The 26,486-nt window shown below is 69.6% G+C and carries 26 protein-coding genes; 8 read left to right on the top strand and 18 right to left on the bottom strand.

Annotation, left to right across the window (positions count from 1 at the left end; genetic code table 11):
• Positions 1 to 27 precede the first annotated feature (27 nt).
• Entirely contained in the window at positions 28 to 1,062 is a 1,035-nt protein-coding gene (locus ACZ60E_RS22820; RefSeq protein WP_384803111.1) for an LLM class flavin-dependent oxidoreductase, read from the top strand.
• Positions 1,063 to 1,212: 150 nt separating this feature from the next.
• Here ACZ60E_RS22820 and ACZ60E_RS22815 read toward each other — a convergent pair whose 3' ends face one another.
• Entirely contained in the window at positions 1,213 to 1,605 is a 393-nt protein-coding gene (locus ACZ60E_RS22815) for an SCO5389 family protein (protein WP_107021284.1), read from the bottom strand.
• Positions 1,606 to 1,914: 309 nt separating this feature from the next.
• Here ACZ60E_RS22815 and nucS point away from each other — a divergent pair, with 309 nt between their 5' ends.
• Positions 1,915 to 2,586: an endonuclease NucS gene (gene nucS / locus ACZ60E_RS22810; protein WP_107021285.1), complete on the top strand. Its 672-nt coding sequence runs from the start codon at positions 1,915 to 1,917 to the stop codon at positions 2,584 to 2,586.
• Positions 2,587 to 2,682: 96 nt separating this feature from the next.
• On the opposite strand, the gene ACZ60E_RS22805 is transcribed toward nucS, so the two are convergent.
• The 4 genes from ACZ60E_RS22805 to ACZ60E_RS22790 all read right to left on the bottom strand — a co-directional run bounded on the left by ACZ60E_RS22805 (position 2,683) and on the right by ACZ60E_RS22790 (position 7,791).
• The gene (locus tag ACZ60E_RS22805) at positions 2,683 to 5,292 is read right to left on the bottom strand and encodes an ATP-binding protein (RefSeq protein ID WP_469442673.1); all 2,610 of its coding nucleotides are present in this window, start codon (positions 5,290 to 5,292) and stop codon (positions 2,683 to 2,685) included.
• A 261-nt stretch (positions 5,293 to 5,553) separates the two neighbouring features.
• Positions 5,554 to 5,877 (bottom strand): STAS domain-containing protein, encoded by a 324-nt coding sequence (locus ACZ60E_RS22800; RefSeq protein WP_107021287.1) that lies wholly within the window; start codon positions 5,875 to 5,877, stop codon positions 5,554 to 5,556.
• A gap of 184 nt (positions 5,878 to 6,061) precedes the next feature.
• Positions 6,062 to 6,910 (bottom strand): 3-hydroxyacyl-CoA dehydrogenase family protein, encoded by an 849-nt coding sequence (locus ACZ60E_RS22795; RefSeq protein ID WP_469442670.1) that lies wholly within the window; start codon positions 6,908 to 6,910, stop codon positions 6,062 to 6,064.
• 239 nt (positions 6,911 to 7,149) lie between these two features.
• A complete protein-coding gene (locus ACZ60E_RS22790; RefSeq protein ID WP_469442668.1) occupies positions 7,150 to 7,791 on the bottom strand; it encodes a TetR/AcrR family transcriptional regulator in 642 nt (213 codons plus the stop codon).
• Positions 7,792 to 7,881: 90 nt separating this feature from the next.
• On the opposite strand from ACZ60E_RS22790, the gene ACZ60E_RS22785 reads away from it, so the two are divergent.
• The 3 genes from ACZ60E_RS22785 to ACZ60E_RS22775 are packed head-to-tail and all read left to right on the top strand — an operon-like array spanning position 7,882 to position 10,039.
• Positions 7,882 to 8,664 carry an ABC transporter ATP-binding protein gene (locus ACZ60E_RS22785; protein WP_469442666.1) on the top strand — a complete coding sequence of 261 codons (783 nt, stop codon included), beginning with the start codon at positions 7,882 to 7,884 and terminating at the stop codon, positions 8,662 to 8,664.
• 36 nt (positions 8,665 to 8,700) lie between these two features.
• Positions 8,701 to 9,453: an ABC transporter permease gene (locus ACZ60E_RS22780; RefSeq protein WP_469442663.1), complete on the top strand. Its 753-nt coding sequence runs from the start codon at positions 8,701 to 8,703 to the stop codon at positions 9,451 to 9,453.
• Between the two features lie 13 nt (positions 9,454 to 9,466).
• The gene (locus tag ACZ60E_RS22775) at positions 9,467 to 10,039 is read left to right on the top strand and encodes a cob(I)yrinic acid a,c-diamide adenosyltransferase (protein WP_384803130.1); all 573 of its coding nucleotides are present in this window, start codon (positions 9,467 to 9,469) and stop codon (positions 10,037 to 10,039) included.
• 231 nt (positions 10,040 to 10,270) lie between these two features.
• Here ACZ60E_RS22775 and ACZ60E_RS22770 read toward each other — a convergent pair whose 3' ends face one another.
• Entirely contained in the window at positions 10,271 to 10,831 is a 561-nt protein-coding gene (locus tag ACZ60E_RS22770; protein WP_469442660.1) for a hypothetical protein, read from the bottom strand.
• Between the two features lie 152 nt (positions 10,832 to 10,983).
• On the opposite strand from ACZ60E_RS22770, the gene ACZ60E_RS22765 reads away from it, so the two are divergent.
• The 3 genes from ACZ60E_RS22765 to ACZ60E_RS22755 all read left to right on the top strand — a co-directional run bounded on the left by ACZ60E_RS22765 (position 10,984) and on the right by ACZ60E_RS22755 (position 14,783).
• Positions 10,984 to 12,201 (top strand): sensor histidine kinase, encoded by a 1,218-nt coding sequence (locus ACZ60E_RS22765; protein WP_469442658.1) that lies wholly within the window; start codon positions 10,984 to 10,986, stop codon positions 12,199 to 12,201.
• Positions 12,198 to 12,839 (top strand): response regulator, encoded by a 642-nt coding sequence (locus tag ACZ60E_RS22760; protein WP_384803136.1) that lies wholly within the window; start codon positions 12,198 to 12,200, stop codon positions 12,837 to 12,839. The genes ACZ60E_RS22765 and ACZ60E_RS22760 overlap by 4 nt, the downstream gene beginning before the upstream one ends.
• 105 nt (positions 12,840 to 12,944) lie before the next feature.
• On the top strand, positions 12,945 to 14,783 hold the full coding sequence (locus ACZ60E_RS22755) for a glycosyl hydrolase family 18 protein (RefSeq protein WP_469442656.1): 1,839 nt from the start codon (positions 12,945 to 12,947) through the stop codon (positions 14,781 to 14,783).
• A gap of 164 nt (positions 14,784 to 14,947) precedes the next feature.
• Here ACZ60E_RS22755 and ACZ60E_RS22750 read toward each other — a convergent pair whose 3' ends face one another.
• The 12 genes from ACZ60E_RS22750 to ACZ60E_RS22695 form a co-directional block, all read right to left on the bottom strand.
• Positions 14,948 to 15,394: a DUF2550 domain-containing protein gene (locus ACZ60E_RS22750; RefSeq protein WP_189773465.1), complete on the bottom strand. Its 447-nt coding sequence runs from the start codon at positions 15,392 to 15,394 to the stop codon at positions 14,948 to 14,950.
• Positions 15,395 to 15,522: 128 nt separating this feature from the next.
• On the bottom strand, positions 15,523 to 15,897 hold the full coding sequence (locus tag ACZ60E_RS22745) for a F0F1 ATP synthase subunit epsilon (RefSeq protein ID WP_107021294.1): 375 nt from the start codon (positions 15,895 to 15,897) through the stop codon (positions 15,523 to 15,525).
• Positions 15,898 to 16,026: 129 nt separating this feature from the next.
• Entirely contained in the window at positions 16,027 to 17,463 is a 1,437-nt protein-coding gene (atpD, locus tag ACZ60E_RS22740) for a F0F1 ATP synthase subunit beta (RefSeq protein WP_107021295.1), read from the bottom strand.
• Positions 17,463 to 18,404 carry a F0F1 ATP synthase subunit gamma gene (locus tag ACZ60E_RS22735; protein WP_469442654.1) on the bottom strand — a complete coding sequence of 314 codons (942 nt, stop codon included), beginning with the start codon at positions 18,402 to 18,404 and terminating at the stop codon, positions 17,463 to 17,465. The genes atpD and ACZ60E_RS22735 overlap by 1 nt, the downstream gene beginning before the upstream one ends.
• Before the next feature lie 20 nt (positions 18,405 to 18,424).
• Complete coding sequence (gene atpA, locus ACZ60E_RS22730; protein ID WP_107021297.1) at positions 18,425 to 20,017, bottom strand: F0F1 ATP synthase subunit alpha; 1,593 nt, start codon at positions 20,015 to 20,017, stop codon at positions 18,425 to 18,427.
• 189 nt (positions 20,018 to 20,206) lie between these two features.
• The gene (locus ACZ60E_RS22725) at positions 20,207 to 21,022 is read right to left on the bottom strand and encodes a F0F1 ATP synthase subunit delta (RefSeq protein WP_384803144.1); all 816 of its coding nucleotides are present in this window, start codon (positions 21,020 to 21,022) and stop codon (positions 20,207 to 20,209) included.
• Positions 21,019 to 21,573, bottom strand: a complete 555-nt coding sequence (locus ACZ60E_RS22720; RefSeq protein ID WP_107021299.1) for a F0F1 ATP synthase subunit B — start codon at positions 21,571 to 21,573, stop codon at positions 21,019 to 21,021. The genes ACZ60E_RS22725 and ACZ60E_RS22720 overlap by 4 nt, the downstream gene beginning before the upstream one ends.
• A 44-nt stretch (positions 21,574 to 21,617) precedes the next feature.
• Positions 21,618 to 21,854 carry an ATP synthase subunit c family protein gene (locus ACZ60E_RS22715; RefSeq protein WP_067273352.1) on the bottom strand — a complete coding sequence of 79 codons (237 nt, stop codon included), beginning with the start codon at positions 21,852 to 21,854 and terminating at the stop codon, positions 21,618 to 21,620.
• Between the two features lie 74 nt (positions 21,855 to 21,928).
• A complete protein-coding gene (atpB, locus tag ACZ60E_RS22710; protein ID WP_210889789.1) occupies positions 21,929 to 22,750 on the bottom strand; it encodes a F0F1 ATP synthase subunit A in 822 nt (273 codons plus the stop codon).
• A 225-nt stretch (positions 22,751 to 22,975) separates the two neighbouring features.
• A complete protein-coding gene (locus ACZ60E_RS22705) occupies positions 22,976 to 23,413 on the bottom strand; it encodes a hypothetical protein (protein WP_384803448.1) in 438 nt (145 codons plus the stop codon).
• A 297-nt stretch (positions 23,414 to 23,710) separates the two neighbouring features.
• Positions 23,711 to 25,099 (bottom strand): MraY family glycosyltransferase, encoded by a 1,389-nt coding sequence (locus ACZ60E_RS22700; protein WP_469442651.1) that lies wholly within the window; start codon positions 25,097 to 25,099, stop codon positions 23,711 to 23,713.
• Between the two features lie 130 nt (positions 25,100 to 25,229).
• Positions 25,230 to 26,480: a serine hydroxymethyltransferase gene (locus ACZ60E_RS22695; RefSeq protein WP_469442649.1), complete on the bottom strand. Its 1,251-nt coding sequence runs from the start codon at positions 26,478 to 26,480 to the stop codon at positions 25,230 to 25,232.
• Positions 26,481 to 26,486: the final 6 nt, after the last annotated feature.

The raw sequence follows: 26,486 nt of genomic DNA, 5'->3' as shown, positions 1-26,486 counted from the left end.
TCGTCGGCACAAGGAGGCAGGAGCGCGATGCGCGTAGGAAGTTTCGTTCTGGCAGCCCAGTTTCCCGGTCAGGGACAGGGCGAGGCGCTGCACCGCGCGGTGCGGTCGGCGGAGGTCGCCGAGGAGGCCGGGCTCGACACGGTATGGCTGGCCGAGCACCACTTCGTGCCGTACGGGACGTGCCCGTCGGCCGTGACACTCGCGGCGCTGCTGCTGGGCCGCACCCGGCGGATCCGGGTCGGTACGGCGGTCAGCGTGCTGCCCACCGTGCACCCGGTGGCACTCGGCGAACAGGCCGCGCTGCTGCACGTGACCTCGGGCGGACGTTTCTCGCTCGGGGTGGGGCGCGGCGGACCGTGGGTCGACCTGGAGGTCTTCGGAACGGGCCTCGAAGCGTACGAACAGGGGTTCCCGGAATCACTCGATCTGCTGATGAGCTGGCTGCGCCGGCCGTCCGTGGCGGGCGGCTCCGAGCGATTCGGCTTCCGTGAGGTCCCGGTCGTACCGCGGCCCTCGGAGGCCCTGTCGGGCGGCGAGAGCCCCGAGGTCGTCGTCGCGTGCACCTCGCCGTCGAGCGTCAGGATGGCCGCCGAGCGCGGGCTTCCGATGCTCCTCGGCATGCACGTGGGGGACGAGGAGAAGGCCGAGATGGTCGCGCTGTGGCGGACGTACGCGCTCGCCGCGGGGCACTCCCCCGACGACCTCGCGGTCGCCGGCGCCTCCCATGTGTCGGCCGGGGTCGCGCAGATCGCGGACCGGCGGACGGACGCCGTCGAGACGCTGCAGAAGGCCATGCCGGGCTGGCTGCGGCAGGGTCTTGAGGCCCATGTGACGGTGGACGACCGCAAGCGCTCGATGCGCGACCCCGTGGCCTACACCGAACTCCTCTGCGGGCTGCACCCGGTGGGCACGCCCCAGCTGTGCGCGGACCGCCTCGCGGCGACCTCCGAGCGCACGGGGATCACCCGCTTCGCGCTCCTCGTGGAGGGCTCGGGCGATCTGGCCGCCACGGAGGAGAACGTACGGCGGCTGGGGGGCGAGGTACTGCCACGGCTCCGGTGATCGGCGGACCGGCGCACCGGACCGGGATCACCGCACCCGCCTCCGCGGACCCGTGGTCCGGGCCGAACAGGCCCGGACCACGGGAAGCCCGCCGCTCCGGTACAGAACACCTCCCGCGTACGGAGCGGCAGGCAGGGTGGCATCACCGCATCAGCAGTCCCGGAACTCCGGCGACTGGTTCAGCAGCTGACTGCGCACCGACGTGAAGCGGGTCAGGGTGTCGTCCACCGAGCCGTCCAGCGGGAACACTGCCACCCGGTGGCAGTTCTGGAAGGCCAGCCTCACCCCGAAGTGCCGCTGCAACGCACCTCGTATCGCGTCACTCGCGAGGGCACGCAGCAGCTGGCCCCGCGCCTGCTCGTCCGGCGGAGGCGTCTGGTTGTCGGCGAAGTTGCCGCCGTCCACCTTCAGCTGTGCCACCAGGGAGCTGATCATCTCCCATGCGTAGGGCAGGGAGGTCCGGACGCAGTCGACGAATTCCGCTTCGTCGACCTCGCCTCGCTCGGCCTTTTCGAGTAGGGCCGGTGAGACGTCCAGCGACATGGGTTCTCCTCTCGCACCCCCTCGGCAGAGGGGGTTGACGGACAGGGAAGGAGACCGCGATGTCGAACACGCTGAGTACATGCATCGCGACCTCCCGTTCATACGGTAGGCAACTGTTCGTGGCCGCACCAGGACATTGGGCACACAGCGAAGACCCAACGTGCACACAACCGGCCACTTTCGAACAGGGCTTATCCGGGGAAACAGGGGCGACAGGGAAGTCGGCGGGAGAGACTCCGGTCAACTCCGGTCGCCGAGCACCCTGGCCGGATCGCGCCGACCCGTGCCGGTCGAGTAGCGTTGCCGACCATGCGTCTCGTCATTGCCCGCTGCTCCGTTGACTACGCGGGCCGGCTCACCGCCCATCTCCCGTCGGCCCCCCGTCTCATCCTCGTGAAGGCGGACGGCAGCGTCTCGATCCACGCGGACGACCGGGCCTACAAGCCCCTCAACTGGATGTCGCCGCCCTGCACCCTGAAGGAGGGGTCGGGTGACGACGAAGGTGTGTGGACCGTCATCAACAAGGCGGGCGAGAAGCTCATCATCACCATGGAGGAGGTCCTCCACGACTCCTCGCACGAGCTCGGCGTCGACCCCGGCCTGATCAAGGACGGCGTGGAGGCGCACCTCCAGGAACTGCTCGCCGACCGGATCGAGATCCTCGGCGAGGGCTACTCGCTGATCCGCCGCGAGTACATGACGGCCATCGGCCCGGTCGACATCCTGTGCCGCGACGCGGACGGCAAGACCGTCGCCGTGGAGATCAAGCGGCGCGGCGAGATCGACGGCGTGGAGCAACTGACGCGCTACCTCGACCTGTTGAACCGCGACCCGCATCTCGCGCCGGTCCGCGGCATCTTCGCCGCCCAGGAGATCAAGCCGCAGGCCCGCGTGCTCGCCACGGACCGGGGCATCGGCTGCACGGTCCTCGACTACAACGCGATGCGGGGCATCGAAGACGACAAGCTGCGGCTGTTCTGACCCGGGCCGGAATCGTTCGTACGGCATGACGGTGGGCCGGGACCTGTGAAAGGTCCCGGCCCACCGTCATGCCGTGTCTGTGTCATGCCATGTCTGTCAGATCACCGTCGGCGACCCGGGCGCGCTGCCGCTCGCGGAGCTGCTCGTGACCGGGCTGGACGCGGGGCCGCTGGCCGAGTCGGAGGTCGACGGTTCGGTCGGCGGGGTCTCGCTGGGCTCCCCGGAGGGCTCGGTCGGCGTCGGAGTGGGCGTCGGAGTCGAGCTCGGCGGCTTCGTCGTGTCCGACGGCTTCGGCGAAGTCGGCGGCTTCGTGGACGACGGCGGCTTCGTCGTGGACTTCGTCGGGCTCGGTTCCTTCGACCCGCTCGGGTCGTCCGACGGCTCACCGGTCGACGTCGGTGTCGGGTCGTCCGAGGTCCCGAGGACGCCGTCCTCGCCCGGGTCGGTCGGCCGGGCGGTCGAGTCGACGTCGCTGCTGCCCTTCTTCGGCCGGTCCGCTCCGAGCCCCTCGCCCTCGTCGTCCGCGCTGGCCGACGGGGTGACGCCGACCTTCTCCGACGGGGTGTTGTCGTCGGGGTTGGAGGTCGCGCCGAGCGTCACCACCGTGCCGAGCACGGCGGCGAGCAGGGCGCCCGCCCCGGCGGCCACCAGGTTGCGCCGGGTGCCGTTGACCAGGCCCTTCACCCCGCCCGCCTTGACTCCGCCGGCCTTCGCCGAGGAGGTGGACCCGGTGCGGTGCGTGATCAGCGTGGCGGGCTCGCCGGGTCCCTGCAGCGAGGGGACCGCCGCGAGCGCGGCCGGTACGCCGCCGGGCGGGGACGCCGACTCCTCGTACCGCGCGTCGGGCACCTCCTCGCCGGACGTGGAGCCGGCCCCCGCGGGCAGCGCCAGGAGTCCCTGTCCCGGCGGAACCGGGAGGCCGGCGAAGCCCGAGCGGTCCGCGACCAGGGCCAGGGCGCGCCGGCCCGCGACGGTGCCGCGCTTGTCGGCGAGGGCGCCGCGCAGGCCCACGGAGGCTTCCAGTTCGGCGCGGGCCCGGTCGAGCTGTCCGCCGCAGAGCGCGAGGATGCCCAACTCGTGGTGGAAATAGGCTTGATCCGAGACCTCGCCGGCGAGCCGGGCGGCCTCGCTCCCGGAGCGCAGCGCGCGCTCCCAGGCGCTCCAGTGCAGTCCCGCGGCGAAGGCGGGCGCGGCCGTCCGGGCCAGCTCCACCGCCGGGGCGTTCTCCTCGTCCTCCACCGGCGGCACGGTCAGCGGCACCAGGGCGGCCAGGGCGGCGAGCACGGCGTCCGCCTCGGCGCAGACCCGCTCCGGGGTGACGGACGGGTGCCCGGCCCACCAGGCGTAGTGCCGGGCGGCGGCGCGGGCCGTCTCCTCGGCGTCCGCGGCGTAGCCGGCGCTCTCCAGCTGGGTCTGCACACCGGGCGCGAGCCGGTAGTGCGAGCCGACCGGGGTGACGAGCGCGCAGCCGACGAGTTCCGCGAGCGCGGCGTCCGCGTGCGTGTGGCCCACGATGGCGGGCAGATGCGCCTGGTGCGGCACCTCGCCGCTCAGGGCGACGGCGAAGCGCAGGGTGGCGCGGGCCGACTCGCTGAGCCGGGAGGCGAGCAGCGCGGCGGGCGCGGCACCCTCGGCGAGCGAGGGCAGCGATACCTCGTGGCGGTCCTCGGTGCCGGAGGCGTCGGTGGGCACGTCGGTGGACGCGTCCACGGGTGCGTCCGGGTGGGCGTCCGCGGGCGCGTCGTCGTATTCGCCGGAGTAGCGGCCGAAGTCGTCGAAGGCCTCCGGGTCGGTGCTCAGCTGGTCGCGCTGCCGCAGCAGGGCGCCGGCCTGGACGAAGCGCAGCGGGAGGCCCTCGGACTCGAACCAGAGGTCGCCCGCCCAGTTGGCCTCCTCCTCGGTGAGGACGCGGCCGACGGCACGCTCCAGCAGTTCGAGTCCGCCGGCGCGGCCGAGGCCGCCGAGGAAGACCTCTTCGAGGAGCGAGTCGGCGACCGGCGCGGCGATCTCGGGCGTCGCGGAGACGAGGAAGGCGCACTCGGGTGTGGCGTCGAGCAGGTCTTCGAGCGCGTTGCCGCCGAACTCCACGTCGTCCAGGACGACGACCGCGCCGATCTCGTGGACGAGTGCGAGCAGTTCGTCCTGTTCCGGCCGGTACAGCGGGGCGTCGTAGACGGTGGCGAAGAGTTCGTGCAGCAGATCGTCGGCCGTGCGGCGATGGCCGCTGAGGCGGATCACGCCGTCGGGCGCGAGGTCCGCGCAGTCGTCGGCGACGGCGTCCAGCAGAACGGTGCGGCCCGAGCCCGGGGGCCCGGTGAGCCGTACGGAACGGCCGCGCGCGAGCAGCCGTACGAGCCGCTCACGCTCCTCCTGGCGCTCCAGGAGCGGCAGTCCGGGCCCCGGCGCCCCGGGCGGGACGGGCGGCCGTGCGGCGCGGGTGTGCTCGGTCCGCTCGGCGGCGCTGAACTTCGTGGGCCGCGGCGGCCGCTCGCCCGGCGGGCAGAGCTCGATCTCGCTGCCGTCGACGGGATTGACGGTGAGCAGATGGTCGCCCGCGACGAGCTGGACGGTGCGGGCCGGTGCGGGTGTGTGCTGGACGCCACCCTGCCCCAGCGCGTGCGTCAAAGGCTCGCGCGGTGGGCGCTGTCGTGGCGCCGAGTCGTCGTCGTGACCGTGGTCTTCGGGTCCCCGGTTGGTCGGGTCCATAGGTCCAAGCCCCCCAAAAGCGTCGTGTGCGAGCCCCCTCCGGCCTGCCGCACACTGCGCTGTCGCTTCTGGTCCGGTGCCCACTGACGGGTTCATCAACACGCGGGCACGCGAACCCTAAACCTTCGCACAGTATCTACGAACACACGGGGTACCGCGCCGTCCGAGACGTCACAGCTTCGTGAGGATTGTTCGCGAGGTACGGGTTTCGTACGCCGCTTCCGATCCGATCTTCGCCGTTTGCGGCAGTGACGCGAAGCTTCACACCCGGGGCAGTGATTCGACCCCGATACCGCCCTCGATCGCCAGGATGCGGTGGAGGCGGGTGGCCACCAGCAGGCGCTGCATCTGCGGCTTGACGCCGCGCAGCACAAGCCTCCGGCCGCACCGCCCCGCCCGCCGGTGGGCCCCCATGATGACACCGAGTCCGGTGGCGTCCCAGGAGTCCAGCTCTGACAGGTCGAGCACCAGGTCGCCGACGCCGTCGTCGATGGCCGTGTGCAGGACCGTACGGGCGTCCGCCGCGCTGCGGACGTCGAGGCGGCCCCCGACGACCAGCTCGGCGTGGTCGCCCCTGATGTGCATATGCGCTCCCCGAGAGTGCGTTTTTCGTACTCGGCGTCTTCGTCTGTCCTGTGGTGCGAGGTGTTGCCAGGACTGACTGCCGTACCGGGGCAGAAGTTGCCGTCCGTGAGCGAACCGATACCCAAATCACCCTGACGAGTGACGGTGTGACGGGTCGTGGTCCACCACGGAACCGGTACGTGTGTCAGTACGTGTAGAAGCCCTGCCCGCTCTTGCGTCCGATGTCACCGGCGTCAACCATCCGGCGCATCAGTTCCGGCGGGGCGAACTTCTCGTCCTGGGACTCGGTGTAGATGTTGCCCGCCGCGTGCAGCAGGATGTCGACACCCGTGAGGTCGGCGGTGGCGAGCGGTCCCATGGCGTGACCGAAGCCCAGCTTGCAGGCCAGGTCGATGTCCTCGGCGGTGGCCACGCCCGACTCGTACAGCTTGGCCGCCTCGACGACGAGTGCCGAGATGAGCCGGGTGGTGACGAAGCCGGCCACGTCGCGGTTGACGACGATGCAGGTCTTGCCGACCGACTCGGCGAACTCCCGGGCGGTGGCGAGCGCTTCGTCGCTGGTCTTGTAGCCGCGGACCAGCTCGCAGAGCTGCATCATCGGCACCGGCGAGAAGAAGTGCACGCCGACGACCCGCTCCGGGCGCCCGGTGGCCGCCGCGATCTTGGTGATCGGGATGGCGGAGGTGTTGGAGGCGAGTACGGTCTCGTCCTTCACCAGCTTGTCGAGCGCACGGAAGATCTCGTGCTTGACTTCCAGCTTCTCGAACACGGCCTCGACGACGAGGTCGACGTCGGCGACCGCGTCCAGGTCGGTGGTCGTGGTGATGCGGCCCAGCGCCTCTTCGGCCGCGCCCGCGTCCAGCTTCCCCTTGCTCACGAACTTGTCGTACGAGACCTTGATGCCGTCGGTGCCACGGGTCAGCGCCGCGTCGGTGACATCCCGCAGGACGACGTCCCAGCCGGCCTGTGCGGCGACCTGGGCGATACCGGACCCCATGAGTCCGGCCCCGATGACGGCGAGCTTCCCTGCCACTGTCCGACTCCCCTGCTGCTTCTTCCCCGGGGCCGCGTCGATGTGCGGCGACCGCCGCGCGACCCCGGACTCCGGCCGGCGAGAGGCCGACCGGGACGACTGGTGCTGACAACGCGAGACAGCCCCGAACAACGCGCCTTCGAGTTGCCTCTCCGGCGGACCATAGCGCTCGTGAGGTGCCGTGTGACCGCTAAGTAATGCGCGTCACGTCTCATCTGACGGACATCACACCGGGCGGCTCATTCCGCCGCTCGTACGGCGTAGTTGAGGACCTTCTCGCTCAAAAGGTCCTCCATGCCGTCCAGGAGCGTCAGCACCTCGCGGGAGACCTCGGCCGGATCGCGCCCGGCGATCATCTCGCGGCCGACGGTGCTCATGACCGTCTGGTGGAGCCAGCCGATCTGGCCCGCCATCAGGCCGGGCATCGGATCGTCGGGCGCGGCGCCCGTCTCCTCGCGCAGGGTGTCCGCCAGGTGGTCGTGCACCTCCTGCTGGAGACTCCACAGCCGGGAGCGCAGGGCCGGCGCGTCGTGGATGACGCGCATGAACCGGTCGTACCCGTCCATCAGGCCGACCCGCGGCGAGACCGCCTCGACCTCCTCGCGCAGTTCGCGCAGGACGGCGGCGGCGGCCGACTCGCCGGGATCCCGGCCGCGCACCCAGCGCGAGAGCCGGTCGATCACGCCCTTGCTGCGGTCGAAGAAGAGGTCTTCCTTGGCGGGGAAGTAGTTGTACACGGTGTTCACGGACACATCGGCGGCGTCCGCGACGTCGACCATCGTCACGGTGACGAAGCCGTGCTCCAGGAACAGTCCCGTGGCGATGTCCGAGATGCGCTGCCTGGTCTCGCGCTTCTTCCGCTCCCTGAGCCCCTCTGCCATGGCCTCATCGTAGGCCGGACCGGGATTTTCTGGGCTCCTCCAAATTTTGGTGGCATTGCAAAATTGGGGTGCCTCTGTTTTTCTTGACGCATGCCCATCATCAGCACGGCCGGCCTGGCCCGGACGTTCCACACCAAGCGCGGCCCCGTCGAGGCGGTCCGCGGCATCGATCTCACCGTGGCGCCGGGCGAGATCCTCGGCCTCCTCGGCCCGAACGGCGCCGGCAAGACGACCACGCTCCGGATGCTCACGACCCTGCTGGCCCCCACCGGCGGCGCCGCCACCGTGGCGGGCCACGACCTGGCCGGCGACCCGGCGGGCGTGCGCCGCGCGTGCGGGTACGTGGCGCAGTCGGGCGGGGTCGACCCCCAGGTCTCCGTACGGGAGGAACTGGTCACGCAGGGCCGCCTCTACCGTCTGACGAAGCGGCAGGCGGTCGAGCGCGCCGACGAACTGGCCCTGGATCTCGGCCTGACCGACCTCCTCGACCGGAAGACGTCGGCGCTCTCCGGCGGGCAGCGCCGCCGGCTCGACATCGCGCTCGGCCTCGTCCACCGCCCGAAGGTGCTGTTCCTCGACGAGCCGACCACCGGCCTCGACCCGGCGAGCCGCGCCGACCTCTGGGACCTCGTCCGCCGCCTCCGTACCGAGCACGGCACCACCGTCGTCCTCACCACGCACTACCTCGACGAGGCGGACGCGCTGGCCGACCGGCTTGTGATCGTCGACGGGGGTGTCGTGGTCGCGGAGGGCACGCCGAGCGCGCTCAAGCTCCGGTACGGGGGGTCGATCGACGCGACGCTCCAGGACACGTTCCTGGCGATCACCGGCCGCACCCCGGAGCCGACGGCTCCCGCCCCCGCAACCGTCTAGCCATCGGCCGCCGGCCATCGAGGAAGTGACCTGCCCATGCTTCTCCACGACACCGCGCTGATCTTCGGGCGCTATCTCCGCCAGACCCTGCGCTCCAGATTCGCGATGCTCTTCGGCGTACTGATGCCGCTGCTGTACCTGCTCTTCTTCGGCCCCCTGCTCACCGATCTGCCGCTGGGCGGCGGCGGCGGGAGTTCCTGGCAGATCCTGGTACCGGGACTGCTGCTCCAGCTCGGCCTGTTCGGCGCCGCGTTCGCCGGATTCATGATCATCGTCGAGAAGAACCACGGGGTCGTCGAGCGGATGCGCGTCACCCCGGTCAGCCGGCTCGCGCTCCTGCTCGGCCGGGTACTGCGCGACACGGCCGTCTTCGTCCTCCAAGCGGTCCTGCTGGTCCTGGCCGCCGTGGTGATGGGCCTGCGCGCGCCCGTGGCGGGCATCCTGATCGGCTTCGCCTTCGTCGCCCTCCTGACGGTCTCCCTGGCCTCGCTCTCCTACGCGCTGGCCATGCGGATCAGCTCGCCCCACGCGTTCGGCCCGACGATCAACGCCCTGACCATGCCCTCCATGCTCCTGTCCGGCTTGATGCTGCCCATGTCGCTGGCCCCGGGCTGGCTGGACGCCCTCTCGCACGTCATGCCGCTGCGCTATCTCGTGGACGCGATGCGGGACGCGTACACCGGCTCGTACGCGACCGCCTCCATGGCGTACGGGGTCCTCGTGGCCGTCGGCCTCGCGGGACTCGCCGTGACAGTGGGCACACGCGTGTTCCGAACGGCCGGGGCGTAACTACGCTGGCCGCATGGTCAATCTGACGCGCATCTACACCAGGACCGGCGACCAGGGCACCACCGCCCTCGGCGACATGAGCCGCACCGCCAAGACGGATCCGCGGATCTCGGCGTACGCCGACGCCAACGAGGCGAACGCGGCCCTCGGCACGGCGATCGCCCTCGGCAACCTCGACGAGGAGATCGTGAAGGTCCTCTCCCGCGTCCAGAACGACCTGTTCGACGTGGGGGCGGACCTGTCGACGCCGGTCGTGGAGAACCCCGAGTTCCCGCCGCTGCGCGTCGAGCAGTTCTACATCGACAAGCTGGAGGCGGACTGCGACCGCTTCAACGAACAGCTGGAGAAGCTCCGCTCCTTCATCCTCCCCGGCGGCACGCCCGGAGCGGCCCTGCTCCACCAGGCCTGCACGGTGGTCCGCCGGGCGGAACGCTCGACCTGGACGGCCCTGGAATCCCACGCGGAGGTGATGAACCCCCTCACAGCGACCTACCTGAACCGCCTCTCGGACCTCCTCTTCATCCTGGCAAGGACAGCGAACAAGGAAGTGGGCGACGTCCTGTGGATCCCGGGCGGCGAACGCTGACGCTTGTCCCCTGGGGGCGCGGGGAACGACGCAGTCTTGCCGTCTTCCGCCTCCAGGGGCCGCGGGCAACGGCGCAATCCCGTTGCCTCCAACTCCCAGGAGCGCGGGCAACGGCGCAATCCCTTCGCTCTCAAGGGGCGCGGGGAACGGCGCAGTCTTGTCGCTTTTAAGGGGCGCGGGGAACTGCGCGACCGGCCCCCACCGGGCCCGCACCCGAGAACCGCACCCCAGTCACTCCTTCGTCAGGCCCGCCACAGACTCCGGCACCTTCTTCGGAAACACCAGATACGTCAACGCGATCACCCCGTGAATCCCGGCAGCCCGCCACGCCACATACCGCCAGCTCTCCAGCGAGGACACCCGCCCAGGGTCACCGACGTACCAGATCGCGATCTGAAGCAGAGCCGTGGCGACGGCAGCCCCCACCACGGTCCCGACCCACACCCGCCCCTCGTGCCGCGCCCGAGCCATCCCGTACCGCGGCGGCCCCGCCGGCCGAGGCCCCCCGCCGAGCCGATGCGCCGCATGCCCGTCGAGCCACGACACGGTCCGGTGCCCGTGTCCGACGGTGTACCCGATGTACAGCGCGGCCAGCCCGTGCGTCCAGTTCGGCTCGGCCCCGGCCTTGAGGTCCAGCGCGGTGACCACCAGCAGCACGACCTCCAGCAGCGGCTCGCACAGCAACAGCGCCAGCCCGGTGCGGGGCATCCGAAGCAGATAGCGGAAGGCGAGCCCCCCGGCCAGCAGCACCCAGAAGCCGACCTCGCACACGACGATCAGCGTGACGACCACGACGAACTCCTCTCGGTCACCCTTCAAGACTTCCGCGGGCCGCGCCCCCGATCGTCGTCGGCAGTGACGAAGTCGTACTGCATCCTTCGATGTACCGGCAGACCGTCCTGCGGCATCAGGCGACGGGCGGACCCGCCGTGTTGGATGGAGTCATGGCCCTCCGACACCCGCGCCCGCACCGCGACGACGTACGCATCGCGCTGGCGGGACTGCTCGGCGGGCTCCTCCTCTGGGCCGTCGGCCTCGGCACCCGCCCGGCCGCCGACCCGATCGTGCTCTGGTCGGGCCGCTGGCCGATCCTGCTGCCGCTCGCCGTGACGGCGGGCTGCGAGCTGCTGCGCCGGACCCGTCCGCGCACGGGCCTGCTGGTCGGCGTCGCCGCACTGACCGCCGACACGATCACGCAGGGCAGCCTGGCCACGGTCGTGATGTTCACGGACCTCGTGTATGCGGCCGTCCTGTACGGCCCGCCCGCCACCGCCCGCCGCGTCCTGTGGATCAGCGGGGTGCTCACGGTGCTCGGCACGGTGGTGCCGTTCGCCGTCTGGCGGGTCCCGGAAGCGCTGCTGATCGGTGTGGTCGTCGGCATCGTGGCGTTCACGCCCGGCGCGACCGGCTGGGTGGTCCGCAACCACCGCGACGCCGCGGAGGCCGCCCGGCTGCGCGCCGAACAGACCGCCCTGCTCGCCGAGATCGACCGCGTCCAGGCCGTCACCGCCGAACGCGCCCGGATGGCGAGGGAGTTGCACGACATGGTGGCCAACCACCTGTCGGCGATCGCCATCCACTCCACGGCCGCGCTCTCCCTCGACGACCCGGACACCTCGAAACAGGCGCTCGGGGTGATCCGCGAGAACAGTGTCGAGGGGCTCGCCGAGATGCGCCGTCTCATCGGCATCCTGCGCGACAGCAGCGGGGACACCGAGCCGGCCGCCGCGCCCACCCTGGACGGACTCGCCTCCCTGGTGGAACACGCCCGCGGCAACGGCCTGGACGTCACCCTCGACTGCGCCCGCACCGTGCTCCCGGCCCCGGTCGAACTCGCCGCCTACCGCATCGTGCAGGAATCCCTGACCAACGCCCTCAAGCACGCCTCCCCCGGCCGGGTCACCGTCTCCCTCGTGCAGCGCGACCACGCCCTGGACGTACGGGTGACCAGCCCTTTCGGCGAGGTCCGGCACGACGGCCCCCGCGCCCCCGGTTCGGGCGCGGGCCTGATCGGCATGCGCGAACGGGTCGCCCTGTTGCAGGGCACCTTCGAGGCGGGACCCGGGACCGAGGGAACGGCGACCGCCCCGCGGAACACACCGGGCGGCAGCACCTGGACGGTCCGCGCCACCCTCCCGATCGCCGAAGGAGAAACCGCATGATCCGTGTGCTCGTCGCCGAGGACCAGTCCGCCGTACGCGCCGGACTCGTCCTCATCCTGGGCAGCGCCCCCGACATCGAGGTGATCGGCGAGGCCGCGGACGGCGAGCAGGCGGTGGCCATGGCCCGGGAACTACGCCCCGACCTGGTCCTGATGGACATCCAGATGCCCCGCCTGGACGGCGTCGCCGCCACCCGCCAGGTCGTCGGGGAGAACCTCGCCGACGTCCTCGTACTGACCACGTTCGACCTGGACGAGTACGTGTTCGGCGCGCTGCGCGCGGGCGCCGCCGGCTTTCTGCTGAAGAACACCGAGGCCCGCCAACTCATCGAGGCGGTCCGCACGGTGGCGGGCGGCGAGGGCCTGATCTCCCCCGCGGTCACCCGCCGGCTGATCGCCGAGTTCGCCGCACGCCCCGTCCGCGCACCGTCGGCGGACCCCTCGGTCCTGGACGCGCTGACCCGGCGCGAACGGGAGGTCCTCGCCCGCCTGGGCGAGGGCCTGTCCAACGCGGAGATCGGACTGCGCCTCGACATGGCGGAGGCGACGGTGAAGACACACGTCAGCCGCCTGCTGGGGAAGCTGGGACTGCGCAGCCGGGTGCAGGCGGCCGTACTGGCCCAGGAGTTGGGCGTGTAACAAGTAGTCGCACCACACCCCAACAGTGGTCTGGACCTATTGACCTATGGTCCAGACCTTTCTATTGTCCTGCGCACCTCATAAAACTCCCCCAAGGAGACGCGGATGCGCCTCAGACGCAGACTCGGTCACAGAGCCATAGCGGGGTTCACCACCCTGCTGCTGCCGTTCGCCGCCCTGGTCGGGCTCGCGAGCCCCGCCTCCGCCGCCACGTCGGCGACCGCCACCTACGCCAAGACCCAGGACTGGGGAACGGGCTTCGAGGGCAAGTGGACCGTCAAGAACACCGGTACCACGGCCCTCAGCTCCTGGACCGTCGAGTGGGACTTCCCCTCGGGCACCTCGGTCACCTCCGCCTGGGACGCCGACGTCACCAGCTCCGGCACCCACTGGACCGCCAAGAACAAGTCCTGGAACGGCACCCTCGCTCCGGGCGCCTCCCTCTCCTTCGGCTTCAACGGCGCGGGCGCCGGCTCCCCCGCCAACTGCAAGCTCAACGGCGGCAGTTGTGACGGCGGACCCACCGTCCCCGGCGACAACGCGCCCTCCGCCCCGGGCAAGCCGACGGCCTCCGACATCACCAACACCTCGGTGAAACTCGCCTGGAGCGCCGCCACCGACGACAAGGGCATCAAGAACTACGACGTCCTGCGCGACGGCGCCAAGGTCGCCACGGTGACCGGGACCTCGTACAGCGACACCGGTCTGACCGCCGGCACCGACTACTCCTACACCGTGCAGGCGCGTGACACGGCCGACCAGACCGGTCCGGTCAGCGGCGCGACCGCCGTGCACACCACGGGCGGCACCACCGACCCGCCGCCCACCGGCGACAAGGTCAAGCTCGGCTACTTCACCGAGTGGGGCGTCTACGGGCGCAACTACCACGTGAAGAACCTGGTCAGCTCCGGCTCCGCGTCGAAGATCACCCACATCAACTACGCGTTCGGCAACGTCAAGGGCGGCAAGTGCACCCTCGACGACGCCTACGCGGCCACCGACAAGGCGTACACCGCCGACCAGTCCGTCAGCGGCACCGCCGACACCTGGGACCAGCCCCTGCGCGGCAACTTCAATCAGCTGCGCCAGCTGAAGGCCAAGTACCCGAACATCAAGGTGCTGTGGTCGTTCGGCGGCTGGACCTACTCGGGCGGCTTCGGTGAGGCCGCCGCCAACCCGGCCGCGTTCGCCGCGTCCTGCAAGGCCCTCGTCGAGGACCCGCGCTGGGCCGACGTCTTCGACGGCATCGACATCGACTGGGAGTACCCGAACGCCTGCGGCCTGAGCTGCGACGCGTCCGGCTTCAGCTCCTTCAAGACCCTCACCCAGGCACTGCGGACCGAGTTCGGCTCCAACTACCTGGTCACCGCCGCCATCACGGCGGACGGCTCCTCCGGCGGCAAGATCGACGCGGCCGACTACGGCGGCGCCAGCACGTACCTCGACTGGTACAACGTGATGACGTACGACTACTTCGGCGCCTTCAACGCGCAGGGCCCGACCGCCCCGCACTCGCCGCTGACCTCGTACAGCGGCATCCCGACGGCCGGCTTCAACTCGGCCGACGCCATCGCCAAGCTCAAGAGCAAGGGCGTGGCGTCCAAGAAGCTGCTGCTCGGTATCGGCTTCTACGGACGCGGCTGGACCGGCGTCACCCAGGCCGCCCCCGGCGGTTCGGCGACCGGCGCGGCACCCGGCACGTACGAGGCGGGCATCGAGGACTACAAGATCCTCAAGAACTCCTGCCCCGCCACCGGCACGATCGCCGGCACGGCGTACGCCTACTGCGGCAACAACTGGTGGAGCTACGACACCCCGGCCACCATCGGCTCCAAGATGACCTGGGCCAAGAACCAGGGCCTGGGCGGCGCGTTCTTCTGGGAGTTCAGCGGCGACACCACGAACGGCGAACTGGTGACGGCCATCAACAACGGCCTCAACTAGCAGCCCCGTAGGGGGCGCGGGAAACTGCGCGCCCCCGTAAGGGCCGCAGGAACTGCAGGCCCCGTAAGGGGCGCGGGGAACTGCGCGGCCAGCCCCCACCGGCCCGCAGACACCCCCCGACCCCCGCGGCATAAGCCAAAACCGCCCGGGCAGCGGGTGAATGGTTAAGCCACATTCACCCGCTGCCCGGGCGGCGCGGCTTCCAGCCAAGCCAAAAACCCGGTCAGCGCATCCTCGCTCATGGCGAGTTCAAGCCGCGTCCCCCGATGGACGCAGGTCAAGATGATCGCGTCGGACAGCAGCGCGAGCTCTTCCTCACCCTCAGGCGCCCGCCGCCCCGCGACCTCGATCGCCGAGCGTTCAAGAACCCGCCGCGGCCGAAGCGCGTACGAGAAGACGCGGAACCACTCGATCCGGTCACCGCTGTAGCGGGCGATGCCATAGCCCCAGCCCTTGCCGCTCGTGTCGGTCTTCTCCGGGACGTCCCACCGGAGGCTGCAGTCGAAGGTGCCGCCCGAACGCTGGATCACTCTGCGACGCAGGCCGAAGACGAAGAGTCCGAGGGCCACCAGTAGTACTACCGACCCGACCACAGTCAGAGCGAGGACCATCGACACCGACCTCCTCGTCTCCTAGGTAACGGAAAGGAAAAAAGCACCCGCATCGCCTCAGCCGCGACCCGGTCCGGAAAAGCTCCGGTCCTGGCCGCGGCTGAGTCACTTCCTTCTGCGCGCTGGTTTCAGTGCGCAGACACCGCCCGCAGTCGTACGTCCGCGCGACGCTCGGCGGACGCGTCGGCGTCCGACTTCGCACGCTCGAACGCCCGCTCCGCACGCTGGACGTCGATCTCGTCCGACAGTTCGGCGATCTCGGCCAGCAGGGACAGCTTGTTGTCCGCGAAAGAGATGAAACCGCCGTGCACCGCGGCGACGACCGTTCCACCATCACTCGTACGGATGGTCACCGGGCCCGACTCCAGCACACCGAGCAGCGGCTGGTGACCGGGCATGACGCCGATGTCGCCGGACGTGGTACGCGCGACGACCAGGGTGGCCTCGCCGGACCAGACACTGCGGTCCGCGGCGACGAGCTCGACATGCAGCTCAGCAGCCAAGGTGGGCTCCTCGGGTCACCACCCGGCGTTCGCTGCCGGGTGTTGGGTCAAAGTCTAATGGGCGTAGTGAGAGGGGCGGGACCCGCCCCGCGAGGCACGGCCCCGCCCCTCTCACTCAGAACGCGAGGTTCAGCTGACGCCGAGTTCCTTGGCGTTGGCCTTGAGGTCCTCGATGCCACCGCACATGAAGAACGCCTGCTCCGGGAAGTGGTCGTACTCCCCGTCGATGATCGAGTTGAACGCCGCGATGGACTCCTCCAGCGGAACGTCCGACCCGTCCACACCGGTGAACTGCTTGGCGGCGTGGGTGTTCTGGGACAGGAAGCGCTCCACACGACGGGCACGGTGGACGACGAGCTTGTCCTCCTCGCCCAGTTCGTCGATACCGAGGATCGCGATGATGTCCTGGAGGTCCTTGTACTTCTGCAGGACCGTCTTGACGCGCATGGCGGCGTCGTAGTGGTCCTGCGCGATGTAGCGCGGGTCCAGGATGCGGGACGTGGAGTCCAGCGGGTCCACGGCCGGGTAGATGCCCTTCTCGGAGATCGGACGGGAGAGCACCGTCGTCGCGTCGAGGTGGGCGAACGTGGTCGCCGGGGCCGGGTCGGTCAGGTCGTCCGCGGGAACGTAGATCGCCTGCATCGACGTGATCGAGTGACCACGCGTCGAGGTGATGCGCTCCTGCAGCTGACCCATCTCGTCGGCCAGGTTCGGCTGGTAACCCACCGCGGACGGCATACGGCCGAGCAGGGTGGAGACCTCGGAACCGGCCTGCGTGAAGCGGAAGATGTTGTCGATGAAGAACAGCACGTCCTGCTTCTGCACATCGCGGAAGTACTCCGCCATGGTCAGACCGGCCAGGGCCACGCGCAGACGGGTGCCCGGGGGCTCGTCCATCTGACCGAAGACGAGAGCGGTCTTGTCGAGAACACCGCTCTCTTCCATCTCCGCGATGAGGTCGTTGCCCTCACGGGTGCGCTCACCGACGCCCGCGAAGACGGAGACGCCCTCGTGGAGGTTGGCGACACGCATGATCATTTCCTGGATCAGCACGGTCTTGCCGACACCGGCACCACCGAACAGACCGATCTTGCCGCCCTTGACGTACGGGGTCAGCAGGTCGACGACCTTCAGGCCCGTCTCGAACATCTCGGTCTTCGACTCGAGCTGGTCGAACGCGGGGGCCTTGCGGTGGATGGTCCACCGGTCGCCCTCGTAGGCCTCGTCGGAGTTCAGAACCTCGCCGAGGGTGTTGAACACCTTGCCCTTGGTGAAGTCACCGACGGGGACGGAGATGCCCGTGCCCGTGTCGGTCACCGCGGCCTGGCGGACCAGACCGTCGGTGGGCTGCATGGAGATGGTGCGGACCAGACCGTCACCCAGGTGCTGGGCGACCTCAAGGGTCAGCGTCTTCTTCTCGCCGGCGTTGGCCGGGTCGGCCACCTCGACGTGAAGGGCGTTGTAGATCTCCGGCATGGCGTCGACGGGGAATTCCACGTCGACGACCGGGCCGATGACCCGGGCGACGCGGCCCGTGGCAACGGCCGTCTCAACTGTCGTCGTCATTACCTGTCACTCCCCGCGGTCGCGTCGGCCAGCGCTGCGGTGCCACCGACGATCTCGCTGATTTCCTGGGTGATTTCGGCCTGGCGGGCCGCGTTGGCAAGTCGGGAGAGTGAAGTGATCAGGTCTCCCGCGTTGTCGGTCGCCGACTTCATCGCGCGGCGGGTGGCGGCGTGCTTGGAAGCAGCCGACTGGAGCAGCGCGTTGTAGATACGGCTCTCGACGTACCGCGGCAGAAGGGCGTCCAGGACGTCCTCCGCCGACGGCTCGAAGTCGTAGAGCGGGAGGATCTCGTCCTTGCTGGACGACTCCTCCGTGCCCGCGGCGGTAGCCGCTGATGTCACAGTTTCGAGGCTGAGCGGCAGCAGACGGCTGTCCACCGCCGTCTGCGTCATCATCGAGACGAACTCGGTGTAGACGATGTGGATCTCGTCCACGCCGCCCTCCGCCGTCTCCTTCTCGATGGCCTCGATCAGCGGAACGGCGACGTTCTTCGCGTCCGCGTACGAGGGCTCGTCGGTGAAGCCCGCCCACGATTCCGAGACCTTGCGCTCACGGAAGTTGTAGTGGGCGAGACCGCGGCGGCCGACGATGTACGTGTCGACCTCCTTGCCCTCGGCCACCAGACGGGCGGTCAGCTGCTCCGCCGCCTTGATGGCGTTGGAGTTGAAGGCGCCGGCCAGTCCGCGGTCGCTCGTGAGGAGCAGCACCGCGGCACGGGTCGCCGTCTCAGCCTCCGTGGTCAGCGGGTGCTTGGTGTTCGAACCGGTCCCGACCGCCGTGACCGCGCGGGTGAGCTCGGTCGCGTACGGCGTGGAGGCCCGTACCTTGCGCTGCGCCTTGACGACACGCGAGGCGGCGATCATCTCCATCGCCTTGGTGATCTTCTTGGTCGCGGTGACGGATTTGATGCGACGCTTGTAGACCCGGAGCTGGGCTCCCATGAGTCAGGTCCCTTCCGTCGTCACTTGCCCGCAGCGGCAGGGGTGTCCTCGCCGAGCAGCTTGCCGTCCGACGTCTCGAACTGCTTCTTGAAGTCCGCGATCGCGTCGGCGATGGCCTGCAGGGTGTCGTCCGACATCTTGCCGCCCTCCTTGATGGAGGTCATGAGGCCCTGCTCCTTGCGGTGCAGGTACTCCAGGAGCTCCTTCTCGAAGCGGCGGATGTCGGCGACCGGAACCTCGTCCATCTTGCCGGTGGTGCCCGCCCACACGGAGACGACCTGGTCCTCGGTGGCCATCGGCTGGTACTGAGCCTGCTTGAGCAGCTCGACCATCCGCTGACCGCGGTCCAGCTGCGACTTCGACGCGGCGTCCAGGTCGGAACCGAAGGCGGCGAACGCCTCCAGCTCACGGAACTGGGCGAGGTCCACGCGCAGTCGGCCGGAGACCTGCTTCATCGCCTTGTGCTGCGCGGAACCACCGACTCGGGAGACGGAGATACCGACGTTCAGCGCGGGGCGCTGACCGGCGTTGAAGAGGTCCGACTCCAGGAAGCACTGGCCGTCGGTGATGGAGATGACGTTGGTCGGGATGAACGCCGAGACGTCGTTGGCCTTCGTCTCGACGATCGGCAGACCGGTCATCGAGCCCGCGCCCAGCTCGTCCGAGAGCTTCGCGCAACGCTCGAGGAGACGGGAGTGCAGGTAGAAGACGTCACCGGGGTAGGCCTCGCGCCCCGGCGGACGGCGGAGCAGCAGGGACACGGCGCGGTAGGCGTCGGCCTGCTTCGAGAGGTCGTCGAAGATGATGAGGACGTGCTTGCCCTCGTACATCCACTGCTGGCCGATGGCCGAGCCGGTGTACGGCGCCAGGTACTTGAAGCCGGCCGGGTCGGACGCCGGGGCGGCGACGATGGTCGTGTACTCCAGCGCGCCGGCCTCTTCGAGGGCGCCACGCACGGAGGCGATGGTCGAGCCCTTCTGACCGATGGCGACGTAGACGCAGCGGACCTGCTTCTTCGGGTCGCCGGTGCGCCAGTTGTCACGCTGGTTGATGATCGTGTCGACGGCCAGCGCGGTCTTGCCGGTCTGACGGTCGCCGATGACCAGCTGACGCTGGCCACGGCCGATCGGGGTCATCGCGTCGACGGCCTTGTAGCCGGTCTCCATCGGCTCGTGGACCGACTTACGGGCCATGACGCCCGGTGCCTGCAGTTCGAGCGCGCGGCGTCCGGACGTCTCGATCTCGCCGAGACCGTCGATCGGGGCGCCGAGCGGGTCGACAACGCGGCCGAGGTAGCCCTCGCCGACGGCCACGGACAGGACCTCGCCGGTACGCGTGACCGGCTGTCCCTCCTCGATACCGCTGAACTCACCGAGGACGACCGCACCGATCTCGCGCTCTTCCAGGTTCAGCGCGAGACCGAGGGTGCCGTTCTCGAACTTCAGCAGTTCGTTGGCCATGGCCGAGGGCAGGCCCTCGACCTTCGCGATGCCGTCGCCGGCAAGGGTGACCGTACCGACCTCCTCGCGCGAGGCCGCGTCCGGCTTGTACGACTGGACAAAGTTCTCCAGCGCATCCCGGATCTCCTCCGGCCGGATCGTGAGCTCCGCCATCTGGGTTCCCTGCTCTCCTTGTTGGGCCCGAAGTTTTCTTGGGGGGTCTGGGGCTTTTTCCCTCAGCGGCTGCGCCGCGGGCCCCCAGGAATCCTCTGCACGGCCCAACCAGGGCCGTAAGTACTGCGGTGTACTGACTGCGGTGTACTGAACTTCCGGGTACTTCTGTGTACGCGTATGGAATTGCTGCTAGCTCGCCATGCGGCGGCTGACTGCTTCCAGCCGGTCCGCGATGGAGCCGTTGATGATCTCGTCTCCGACCTGCACCCGGATCCCGCCGAGGACCTCGGGGTCCACGTCGAGGTTGAGGTGCATGGGGTGGCCGTAGAGCTTCGAGAGGGCGGCGCCGAGGCGCTGCTTCTGCACGTCGCTCAGCGGAACCGCCGAGGTGACGACGGCGACCATGCGGCTTCGGCGGTCGGCCGCGAGCTTGGACAGGGATTCGAGTCCCGACTCCAGGCTACGTCCCCGGGGCGCGGTCACAAGGCGCGTGACCAGCCGCTCGGTGACGGCGTCGGCCCGGCCGCCGAGCAGGCTGCGCAGCAGCTCGCTCTTGGCCGCGGCTGAGGCGCCGCGGTCGGTCAGCGCGGCACGCAGACCGGTGTCCGAGGCGACGATCCGGCCGAACCGGAACAGTTCGTCCTCGACGTCGTCGAGCCTGCCCAGCCGCTGCGCCGCCGTGAGGTCGGCGGTGTCGGCCAGCTCCTCGACGGAGTCGACCAGGTCGCGCGAACGCGACCAGCGGGAGCGCACCAGACCGGCCACCAGGTCGGCGGTGGTGCCGCTGACCTGACCGCTGAGGAGACGCCCGGCCAGTTCGGCCTTCGCCTCGCCGGCCTGCGCCGGGTCGGTGAGGACCCGGCGCAGGGACACCTCACGGTCGAGCAGCGCGGTGACGGAGGCCAGCTCGTCGGCGAGCTGCGCCGCGTCGACGGACGTGGAGTCCGTCAGCGCGTCGAGACGCTCACGTGCGGTGGCCAGCGCGTCGCGGCTCGCTCCGTTCATCGCGTGGCCTCGGCCTTCGAAGCGGTCTCGTCGAGACCGTCGAGGAACCGGTCGATCGTGCGGCTCTGCCGGGCGTGGTCCTCAAGGGACTCGCCGACGAGCTTGCCGGCCAGTTCGGTGGCCAGCTGGCCCACGTCCTGGCGCAGCGCGGACGCGGCGGCCTTGCGGTCGGCGGCGAGCTGCGAGTGACCGGCGGCGATGATTTCCTCACGCTGCCGCTGGCCTTCCGCGCGCATCTCGGCGATGAGCGTGGCACCCTGCTCCTGCGCCTCCTGGCGCAGACGCGCGGCCTCGTGCCGGGCCTCGGCGAGCTGGGCCTTGTACTGCTCCAGCACGCTCTGGGCTTCGGTCTGAGCGGCCTCGGCCTTCTCGATACCGCCCTCGATGGCCTCGCGGCGCTGCTCCAGAACCTTGTTGATGTTCGGGAGCAGCTTCTTGGCGAGGAAGCCGAAGACGATGACGAAGGCGATCAGGCCGATGACCAGCTCGGGGATCGGCGGGATGAGGGGATTTTCCATCTCCTCGGCCGCGACAGTGAGCAGCTGGCTCATATCAGTGCCTTTCGTCTAGTGGGCGGTCTGTCGTGAATCCGACGTCAGACGCCGTAGACGAACGGCATGACCAGACCGATGAGGGCGAGCGCCTCACAGAAGGCGAAGCCGAGAATCTGGTTGGCACGGATCAGGCCGGCAGCCTCGGGCTGACGGGCAAGGGCCTGGGTGCCGTTACCGAAGATGATGCCGACGCCGACGCCGGGGCCGATCGCGGCAAGGCCGTAGCCGATGGAGCCGAGGGAGCCGGAGACAGCGGCGAGGGTCTCAGTGGCAGCCATGCTGATTCTTCCTTCTCTGTACGGACCGGCGGGGGTTGACCACCGGACGTTTAGGGGGTTTTACCGGGGGTGACTCAGTGGTGCTCGGCGAGCGCGCCCTGGATGAAGGTGCAGGTCAGAAGCACGAAGACGTAAGCCTGCAGGGCCTGGATGAACAGCTCGAACGCCGTCATGACGATCACCATGATGAACGAGACACCGGCGTAGGCGATCCCGATGCCGTTGAGCAGGTACCAGCTGGCGATCGTGAACAGCAGCAGCAGGGTGTGGCCCGCGAACATGTTCGCGAACAGTCGCACCGCGTGCGTGAACGGCCGGACGATCAGGTTCGAGAGGAGCTCGATGCCCATGGCCAGCGGAAGAACCGGGCCCAGCGACTTGTCGTAGCCGGAGAAGTTCTTGAACGCACCGACGAATCCGTGCCGCTTGAAGGTCAGCGAGACCCACAGGACGTACACGATCCCGGCGAGGACCGCGGGGTACGAGATGATCGACGTGACCGGGAACTGGGCGACCGGGACGATCGACCAGATGTTCATCATCCAGATGAAGAAGAACAGCGAGACGACCAGCGGTACGTACTTCTCGCCCTCCTTCTTTCCGATCGTCTCGTAGACGACGCCGCGCCGGACGAAGTCGTATCCGGCCTCGGCGACCATCTGCAGCTTGCCCGGGACGACCTTCGGCTTACGGAAGGCGGCCCAGAAGAAGCCGATGACGATGACGGAGCCGAGCAGCGCCAGGAGCATCGTCTTGTTGAAATAGACGCTGCTGTCCGCATCGCCCACGAGGGGCTCGAACAGGAACGAGTGCAGGCCGGGAGCCGGGAATCCACAGCCGTCGAAGATGTGGCAGTCGGTCTCGAAGGCGAGCACCTGCGTCGGGTCAGCACTCACCGCGGGCTCCTTCAGCGTGGCGCATAGGTACGGCAACCTCGTTGTGTCGGCGCGGCGCGCAGCCGCGGTTCGGCACTGGACTGGTGTATCGGATGTGAGGGCGGCTGGGGGGCATCAAGCCTCGCGATTGAGCAGGCGTCAGCTCAGATGCCCGCGCCCGCGATGCCGCAGTTGGCACCGGACGATAGCAGGGTCTTCCACGAGCACTTATCCCGGCCCTACCCCTCACGACGAGTGCCCTGTCTTTTCGGGCCTGTCGCCCTTCGAGGACTCGGGTTCGACGTAGAGGATCTTGGCTTTCATCTGGGCACGCGCCTGTGCGCCGATCCACGCGAGCGTGGCGGCGACGATCGAGATCGCGAAGGCCTTCGGGTTGAACAGCGTCGTGTTCTTGAACGCGGCGACAAAGATGAACAGCAGAAGAATCTGTGCCGTGTAGAGCATCAGACCCATCGCCTGGAACAGGTGCGGAAGCGATTTGGCGGTGCGCTGCAGAACGTACAGCCCGACACCCATGAAGAGGATCACGACCAGCGTCGCCACGAGCGCCCCGACCGCCCCCTTGCCCCCCGCGACCACACCACTGACGACGGCGGCGATCGCGCCGACGGCAGCTGTGGGCACAGCGGCCTGGAGAAGGATCCGGACGTCATTGGAGGGCATGGCGGCAACTCCGCTTTGCTCAAGGGGGCAGGTGTCGTCATGGACGAGCGTAGTCCCGGACAGCGAGAGAACCTCACCGCCGGTGAACCGTCGCACTGCGGTCCTTCGGCTCTGTCCTGGGTTCTCGTGAACCGTATCACAAACTATTTGATGAGGTCTTTACCTGGTTGGTGTGCTCGGTGTCACACATGAGGGTGAACATGCACGTCTGTGCACTCGAGCGACCAACTTGTCTGGTATTGGGGCGCTTTTGGAGAGCCGCCCAGCGGACGGCTCTTGCACAACTCTTACCCGGCGTCAGCGCGACGTTCCGGCCCCTCGCTCGTCCAGCAGACGCTGACGGGCGCCGACAGCGGTCGCCCCGTTGACTCCTGAGACACCGACAGCGACCGGGGTACGGCGTTCCCCGTCCTCCCCGCCGCCGTGCTCCCCGCCGTGTCCGCCGCCGTGCGCGAGGTCCGCGCCGGCTTCGTCGTACGCGACCGCCGGGCCGCCCTCCGCGGGCACGTCCACGGCCCTGCGGCGGCGGTAGCGCGGCGGGATGAAGTTCTCGGCCCAGCGCGGGGCACGCGGCGTGAACCGCGGCAGCAGGAGCAGCAGCAGGCCCACCGCGCTGAGCGCCATGATGCCGAGCACGATCCACATGGCGCCCGAGTTCACCGAGTAGGCGAGTGCTCCGAAGGCGATCAGCGCCGACCAGAAGTACATGATGAGCACGGCCCTGCTGTGCGAGTGCCCGATCTCCAGCAGCCGGTGGTGCAGGTGCCCGCGGTCGGCCGCGAACGGGGACTGGCCGCGCCAGGTGCGCCGCACGATGGCGAGCACCAGGTCGGCCGCCGGGACGGCGATGATCGTCAGCGGCAGCAGCAGCGGGATGTAGACGGGCACCGTCTGGTGCACGGCCTCCTTCTCCGACCCCGCGAACAGGTTCATCGCGTCCGGGTCGACCTGCCCGGTGATGGAGATGGCGCCGGCCGCGAGCACGAGCCCGATGAGCATCGAGCCCGAGTCGCCCATGAAGATCCGCGCGGGGTGCATGTTGTGCGGCAGGAAGCCGAGGCACATGCCCATCAGGAGCGCGGAGAACAGCGTGGCGGGGGCGGCGGACTCCAGCCCGTACCCGTACCAGATGCGGTAGCCGTACATGAAGAACGCGGCGGCGGCGATGCAGACCATGCCCGCGGCGAGGCCGTCGAGGCCGTCGGCGAAGTTCACGGCGTTGATGGTGATCACGACGAGCGCGACCGTCAGCAGCGTGCCCTGCCACTGCGTCAGCGAGACCGAGCCGACGCCGGGGATGGGCAGCCACAGGATCGTCAGACCCTGCATGACCATGACGCCGGCGGCGATCATCTGACCGCCGAGCTTGATGAGGGCGTCGATCTCGAACTTGTCGTCCAGGACGCCGATCAGCCAGATCAGGGCGGCGCCGGACAGCAGGGCCCGCGGCTCGTTCGAGTTCTCGAAGACCTCGCTGAGGTTCGTCAGATGGTCCGCGACCAGCAGGCCCGCGCACAGTCCGAAGAACATCGCGATGCCGCCGAGGCGCGGTGTGGGTTCTCGGTGCACGTCACGTGCCCGGATCTCCGGCATCGCTCCGGCCACGATCGCGAACTTCCGCACCGGCCCGGTCAGCAGGTACGTCACCGCGGCCGTGATGCAGAGCGTCAGGAGGTATTCACGCACGGGCATTCCCCACAGGTCTCGCTGGCCATCTCAGCCCCACACCATAGCTTCGTGCGCATACGGTTGAGGACTTCCGGGTAGAGCCGATGGTTGCACGAGTGGCTGTGGCTCCACGCCCACCCACCCCACGCTAGCCGGGATAGGGGGGAAATCTCCCGGTCAGATCCCGCACTTCTTCACGTACACGCCGGCCTGCGGACTCGTCCCGCAGGGCCGCGCCGAACAGCACCGCGATCCGGGCCGCCTCCGCCTCACCCATGCCCTGGGTGGTGAGGGCGGCCGTGCCCAGGCGCAGACCCCGTACGTCGGGACGGGGCAGCGCGCAGGTGTCGAGGACCATTCCGGCGGCGGCGAGCCGGCCGCGGGCGGTTCGGCCGTCGACGCCGAGCGGGGCCGGGTCGACGGTCAGCAGATGGGTGTCGGTACCGCCCGTGACGACCGTGAGCCCCTCGGCGGCCAGGCCCTGCGCCAGCACCCGCGCGTTCGCGACCACCTGATGGGCGTACGCCGTGAACGCCGGTGTTGCCGCCTCGCCGAACGCGACGGCCTTCGCGGCGACGGTGTGCATCTGCGCGCCGCCCTGCGTGAAGGGGAAGACGGCCCGGTCGACGCGGTCGGCCAGCTCGCCGCCGCACAGCAGCATGCCGCCGCGCGGCCCGCGCAGCACCTTGTGCGTGGTCGCGCACACGACGTCGGCGTACGGGACCGGGCTGGGCGCCGCTCCCCCGGCGACGAGGCCGATGGGGTGGGCGGCGTCGGCGATGAGGTACGCGCCGACCTCGTCCGCCACCTCGCGGAAGGCCGCGTAGTCGATGTGCCGGGGGTACGAGATGGAGCCGCACACGATGGCCTTCGGCCGGTGGGCGCGGGCCAGCGTCCGGACCTCCTCGTGGTCGATGAGGCCGCTCTCCGGGTCGACGCCGTAGCCGACGAAGTCGAACCAGCGGCCCGAGAAGTTCGCGGGCGACCCGTGTGTGAGGTGCCCGCCGTGCGGCAGGCCCATCGCCAGGACGGTGTCACCGGGGCGCAGCAGGGCGGCGTACGCGGCCAGTACGGCCGAACTCCCGGAGTGGGACTGCACGTTGGCGTGTTCGGCGCCGAAGAGGGCCGTGGCGCGCTGTACGGCGATCCGCTCGGCGACGTCGACCAGCTCGCAGCCGCCGTGGTGCCGGGCGCCGGGGTATCCCTCGGCGTACTTGTTGGCGAGCGGCGAGCCCAGCGCGGCCAGCACGGCGGGCGAGGTGAAGTTCTCGGCGGCGATCAGCTGCAGGGTCGTGGCCTGCCGCGTCAGCTCCGCGAGGAGGATCTCGGCCAGCTCCGGATCCTGCCGGCCCAGCACATCGACGGACGGCGGGCCTTCGAGCGTGGGTGTGACCGGCATGGCGGA

Source organism: Streptomyces sp. NPDC102514 (genome assembly GCF_055584525.1).
Note: the sequence above shows the minus strand (reverse complement) of the source record. Positions and strands in the feature narration are given on the sequence as shown.

Excerpts from the sequence above, each read along its gene's own strand:
- ACZ60E_RS22820 (WP_384803111.1), top strand. The coding sequence starts at position 28 with ATGCGCGTAGGAAGTTTCGTTCTGGCAGCCCAGTTTCCCGGTCAGGGA.
- ACZ60E_RS22815 (WP_107021284.1), bottom strand. The coding sequence starts at position 1,605 with ATGTCGCTGGACGTCTCACCGGCCCTACTCGAAAAGGCCGAGCGAGGC.
- nucS (WP_107021285.1), top strand. The coding sequence starts at position 1,915 with ATGCGTCTCGTCATTGCCCGCTGCTCCGTTGACTACGCGGGCCGGCTC.
- ACZ60E_RS22805 (WP_469442673.1), bottom strand. The coding sequence starts at position 5,292 with ATGGACCCGACCAACCGGGGACCCGAAGACCACGGTCACGACGACGAC.
- ACZ60E_RS22800 (WP_107021287.1), bottom strand. The coding sequence starts at position 5,877 with ATGCACATCAGGGGCGACCACGCCGAGCTGGTCGTCGGGGGCCGCCTC.
- ACZ60E_RS22790 (WP_469442668.1), bottom strand. The coding sequence starts at position 7,791 with ATGGCAGAGGGGCTCAGGGAGCGGAAGAAGCGCGAGACCAGGCAGCGC.
- ACZ60E_RS22785 (WP_469442666.1), top strand. The coding sequence starts at position 7,882 with ATGCCCATCATCAGCACGGCCGGCCTGGCCCGGACGTTCCACACCAAG.
- ACZ60E_RS22780 (WP_469442663.1), top strand. The coding sequence starts at position 8,701 with ATGCTTCTCCACGACACCGCGCTGATCTTCGGGCGCTATCTCCGCCAG.
- ACZ60E_RS22775 (WP_384803130.1), top strand. The coding sequence starts at position 9,467 with ATGGTCAATCTGACGCGCATCTACACCAGGACCGGCGACCAGGGCACC.
- ACZ60E_RS22765 (WP_469442658.1), top strand. The coding sequence starts at position 10,984 with ATGGCCCTCCGACACCCGCGCCCGCACCGCGACGACGTACGCATCGCG.
- ACZ60E_RS22760 (WP_384803136.1), top strand. The coding sequence starts at position 12,198 with ATGATCCGTGTGCTCGTCGCCGAGGACCAGTCCGCCGTACGCGCCGGA.
- ACZ60E_RS22755 (WP_469442656.1), top strand. The coding sequence starts at position 12,945 with ATGCGCCTCAGACGCAGACTCGGTCACAGAGCCATAGCGGGGTTCACC.
- ACZ60E_RS22750 (WP_189773465.1), bottom strand. The coding sequence starts at position 15,394 with ATGGTCCTCGCTCTGACTGTGGTCGGGTCGGTAGTACTACTGGTGGCC.
- atpD (WP_107021295.1), bottom strand. The coding sequence starts at position 17,463 with ATGACGACGACAGTTGAGACGGCCGTTGCCACGGGCCGCGTCGCCCGG.
- ACZ60E_RS22735 (WP_469442654.1), bottom strand. The coding sequence starts at position 18,404 with ATGGGAGCCCAGCTCCGGGTCTACAAGCGTCGCATCAAATCCGTCACC.
- atpA (WP_107021297.1), bottom strand. The coding sequence starts at position 20,017 with ATGGCGGAGCTCACGATCCGGCCGGAGGAGATCCGGGATGCGCTGGAG.
- ACZ60E_RS22725 (WP_384803144.1), bottom strand. The coding sequence starts at position 21,022 with ATGAACGGAGCGAGCCGCGACGCGCTGGCCACCGCACGTGAGCGTCTC.
- ACZ60E_RS22720 (WP_107021299.1), bottom strand. The coding sequence starts at position 21,573 with ATGAGCCAGCTGCTCACTGTCGCGGCCGAGGAGATGGAAAATCCCCTC.
- ACZ60E_RS22715 (WP_067273352.1), bottom strand. The coding sequence starts at position 21,854 with ATGGCTGCCACTGAGACCCTCGCCGCTGTCTCCGGCTCCCTCGGCTCC.
- ACZ60E_RS22705 (WP_384803448.1), bottom strand. The coding sequence starts at position 23,413 with ATGCCCTCCAATGACGTCCGGATCCTTCTCCAGGCCGCTGTGCCCACA.
- ACZ60E_RS22695 (WP_469442649.1), bottom strand. The coding sequence starts at position 26,480 with ATGCCGGTCACACCCACGCTCGAAGGCCCGCCGTCCGTCGATGTGCTG.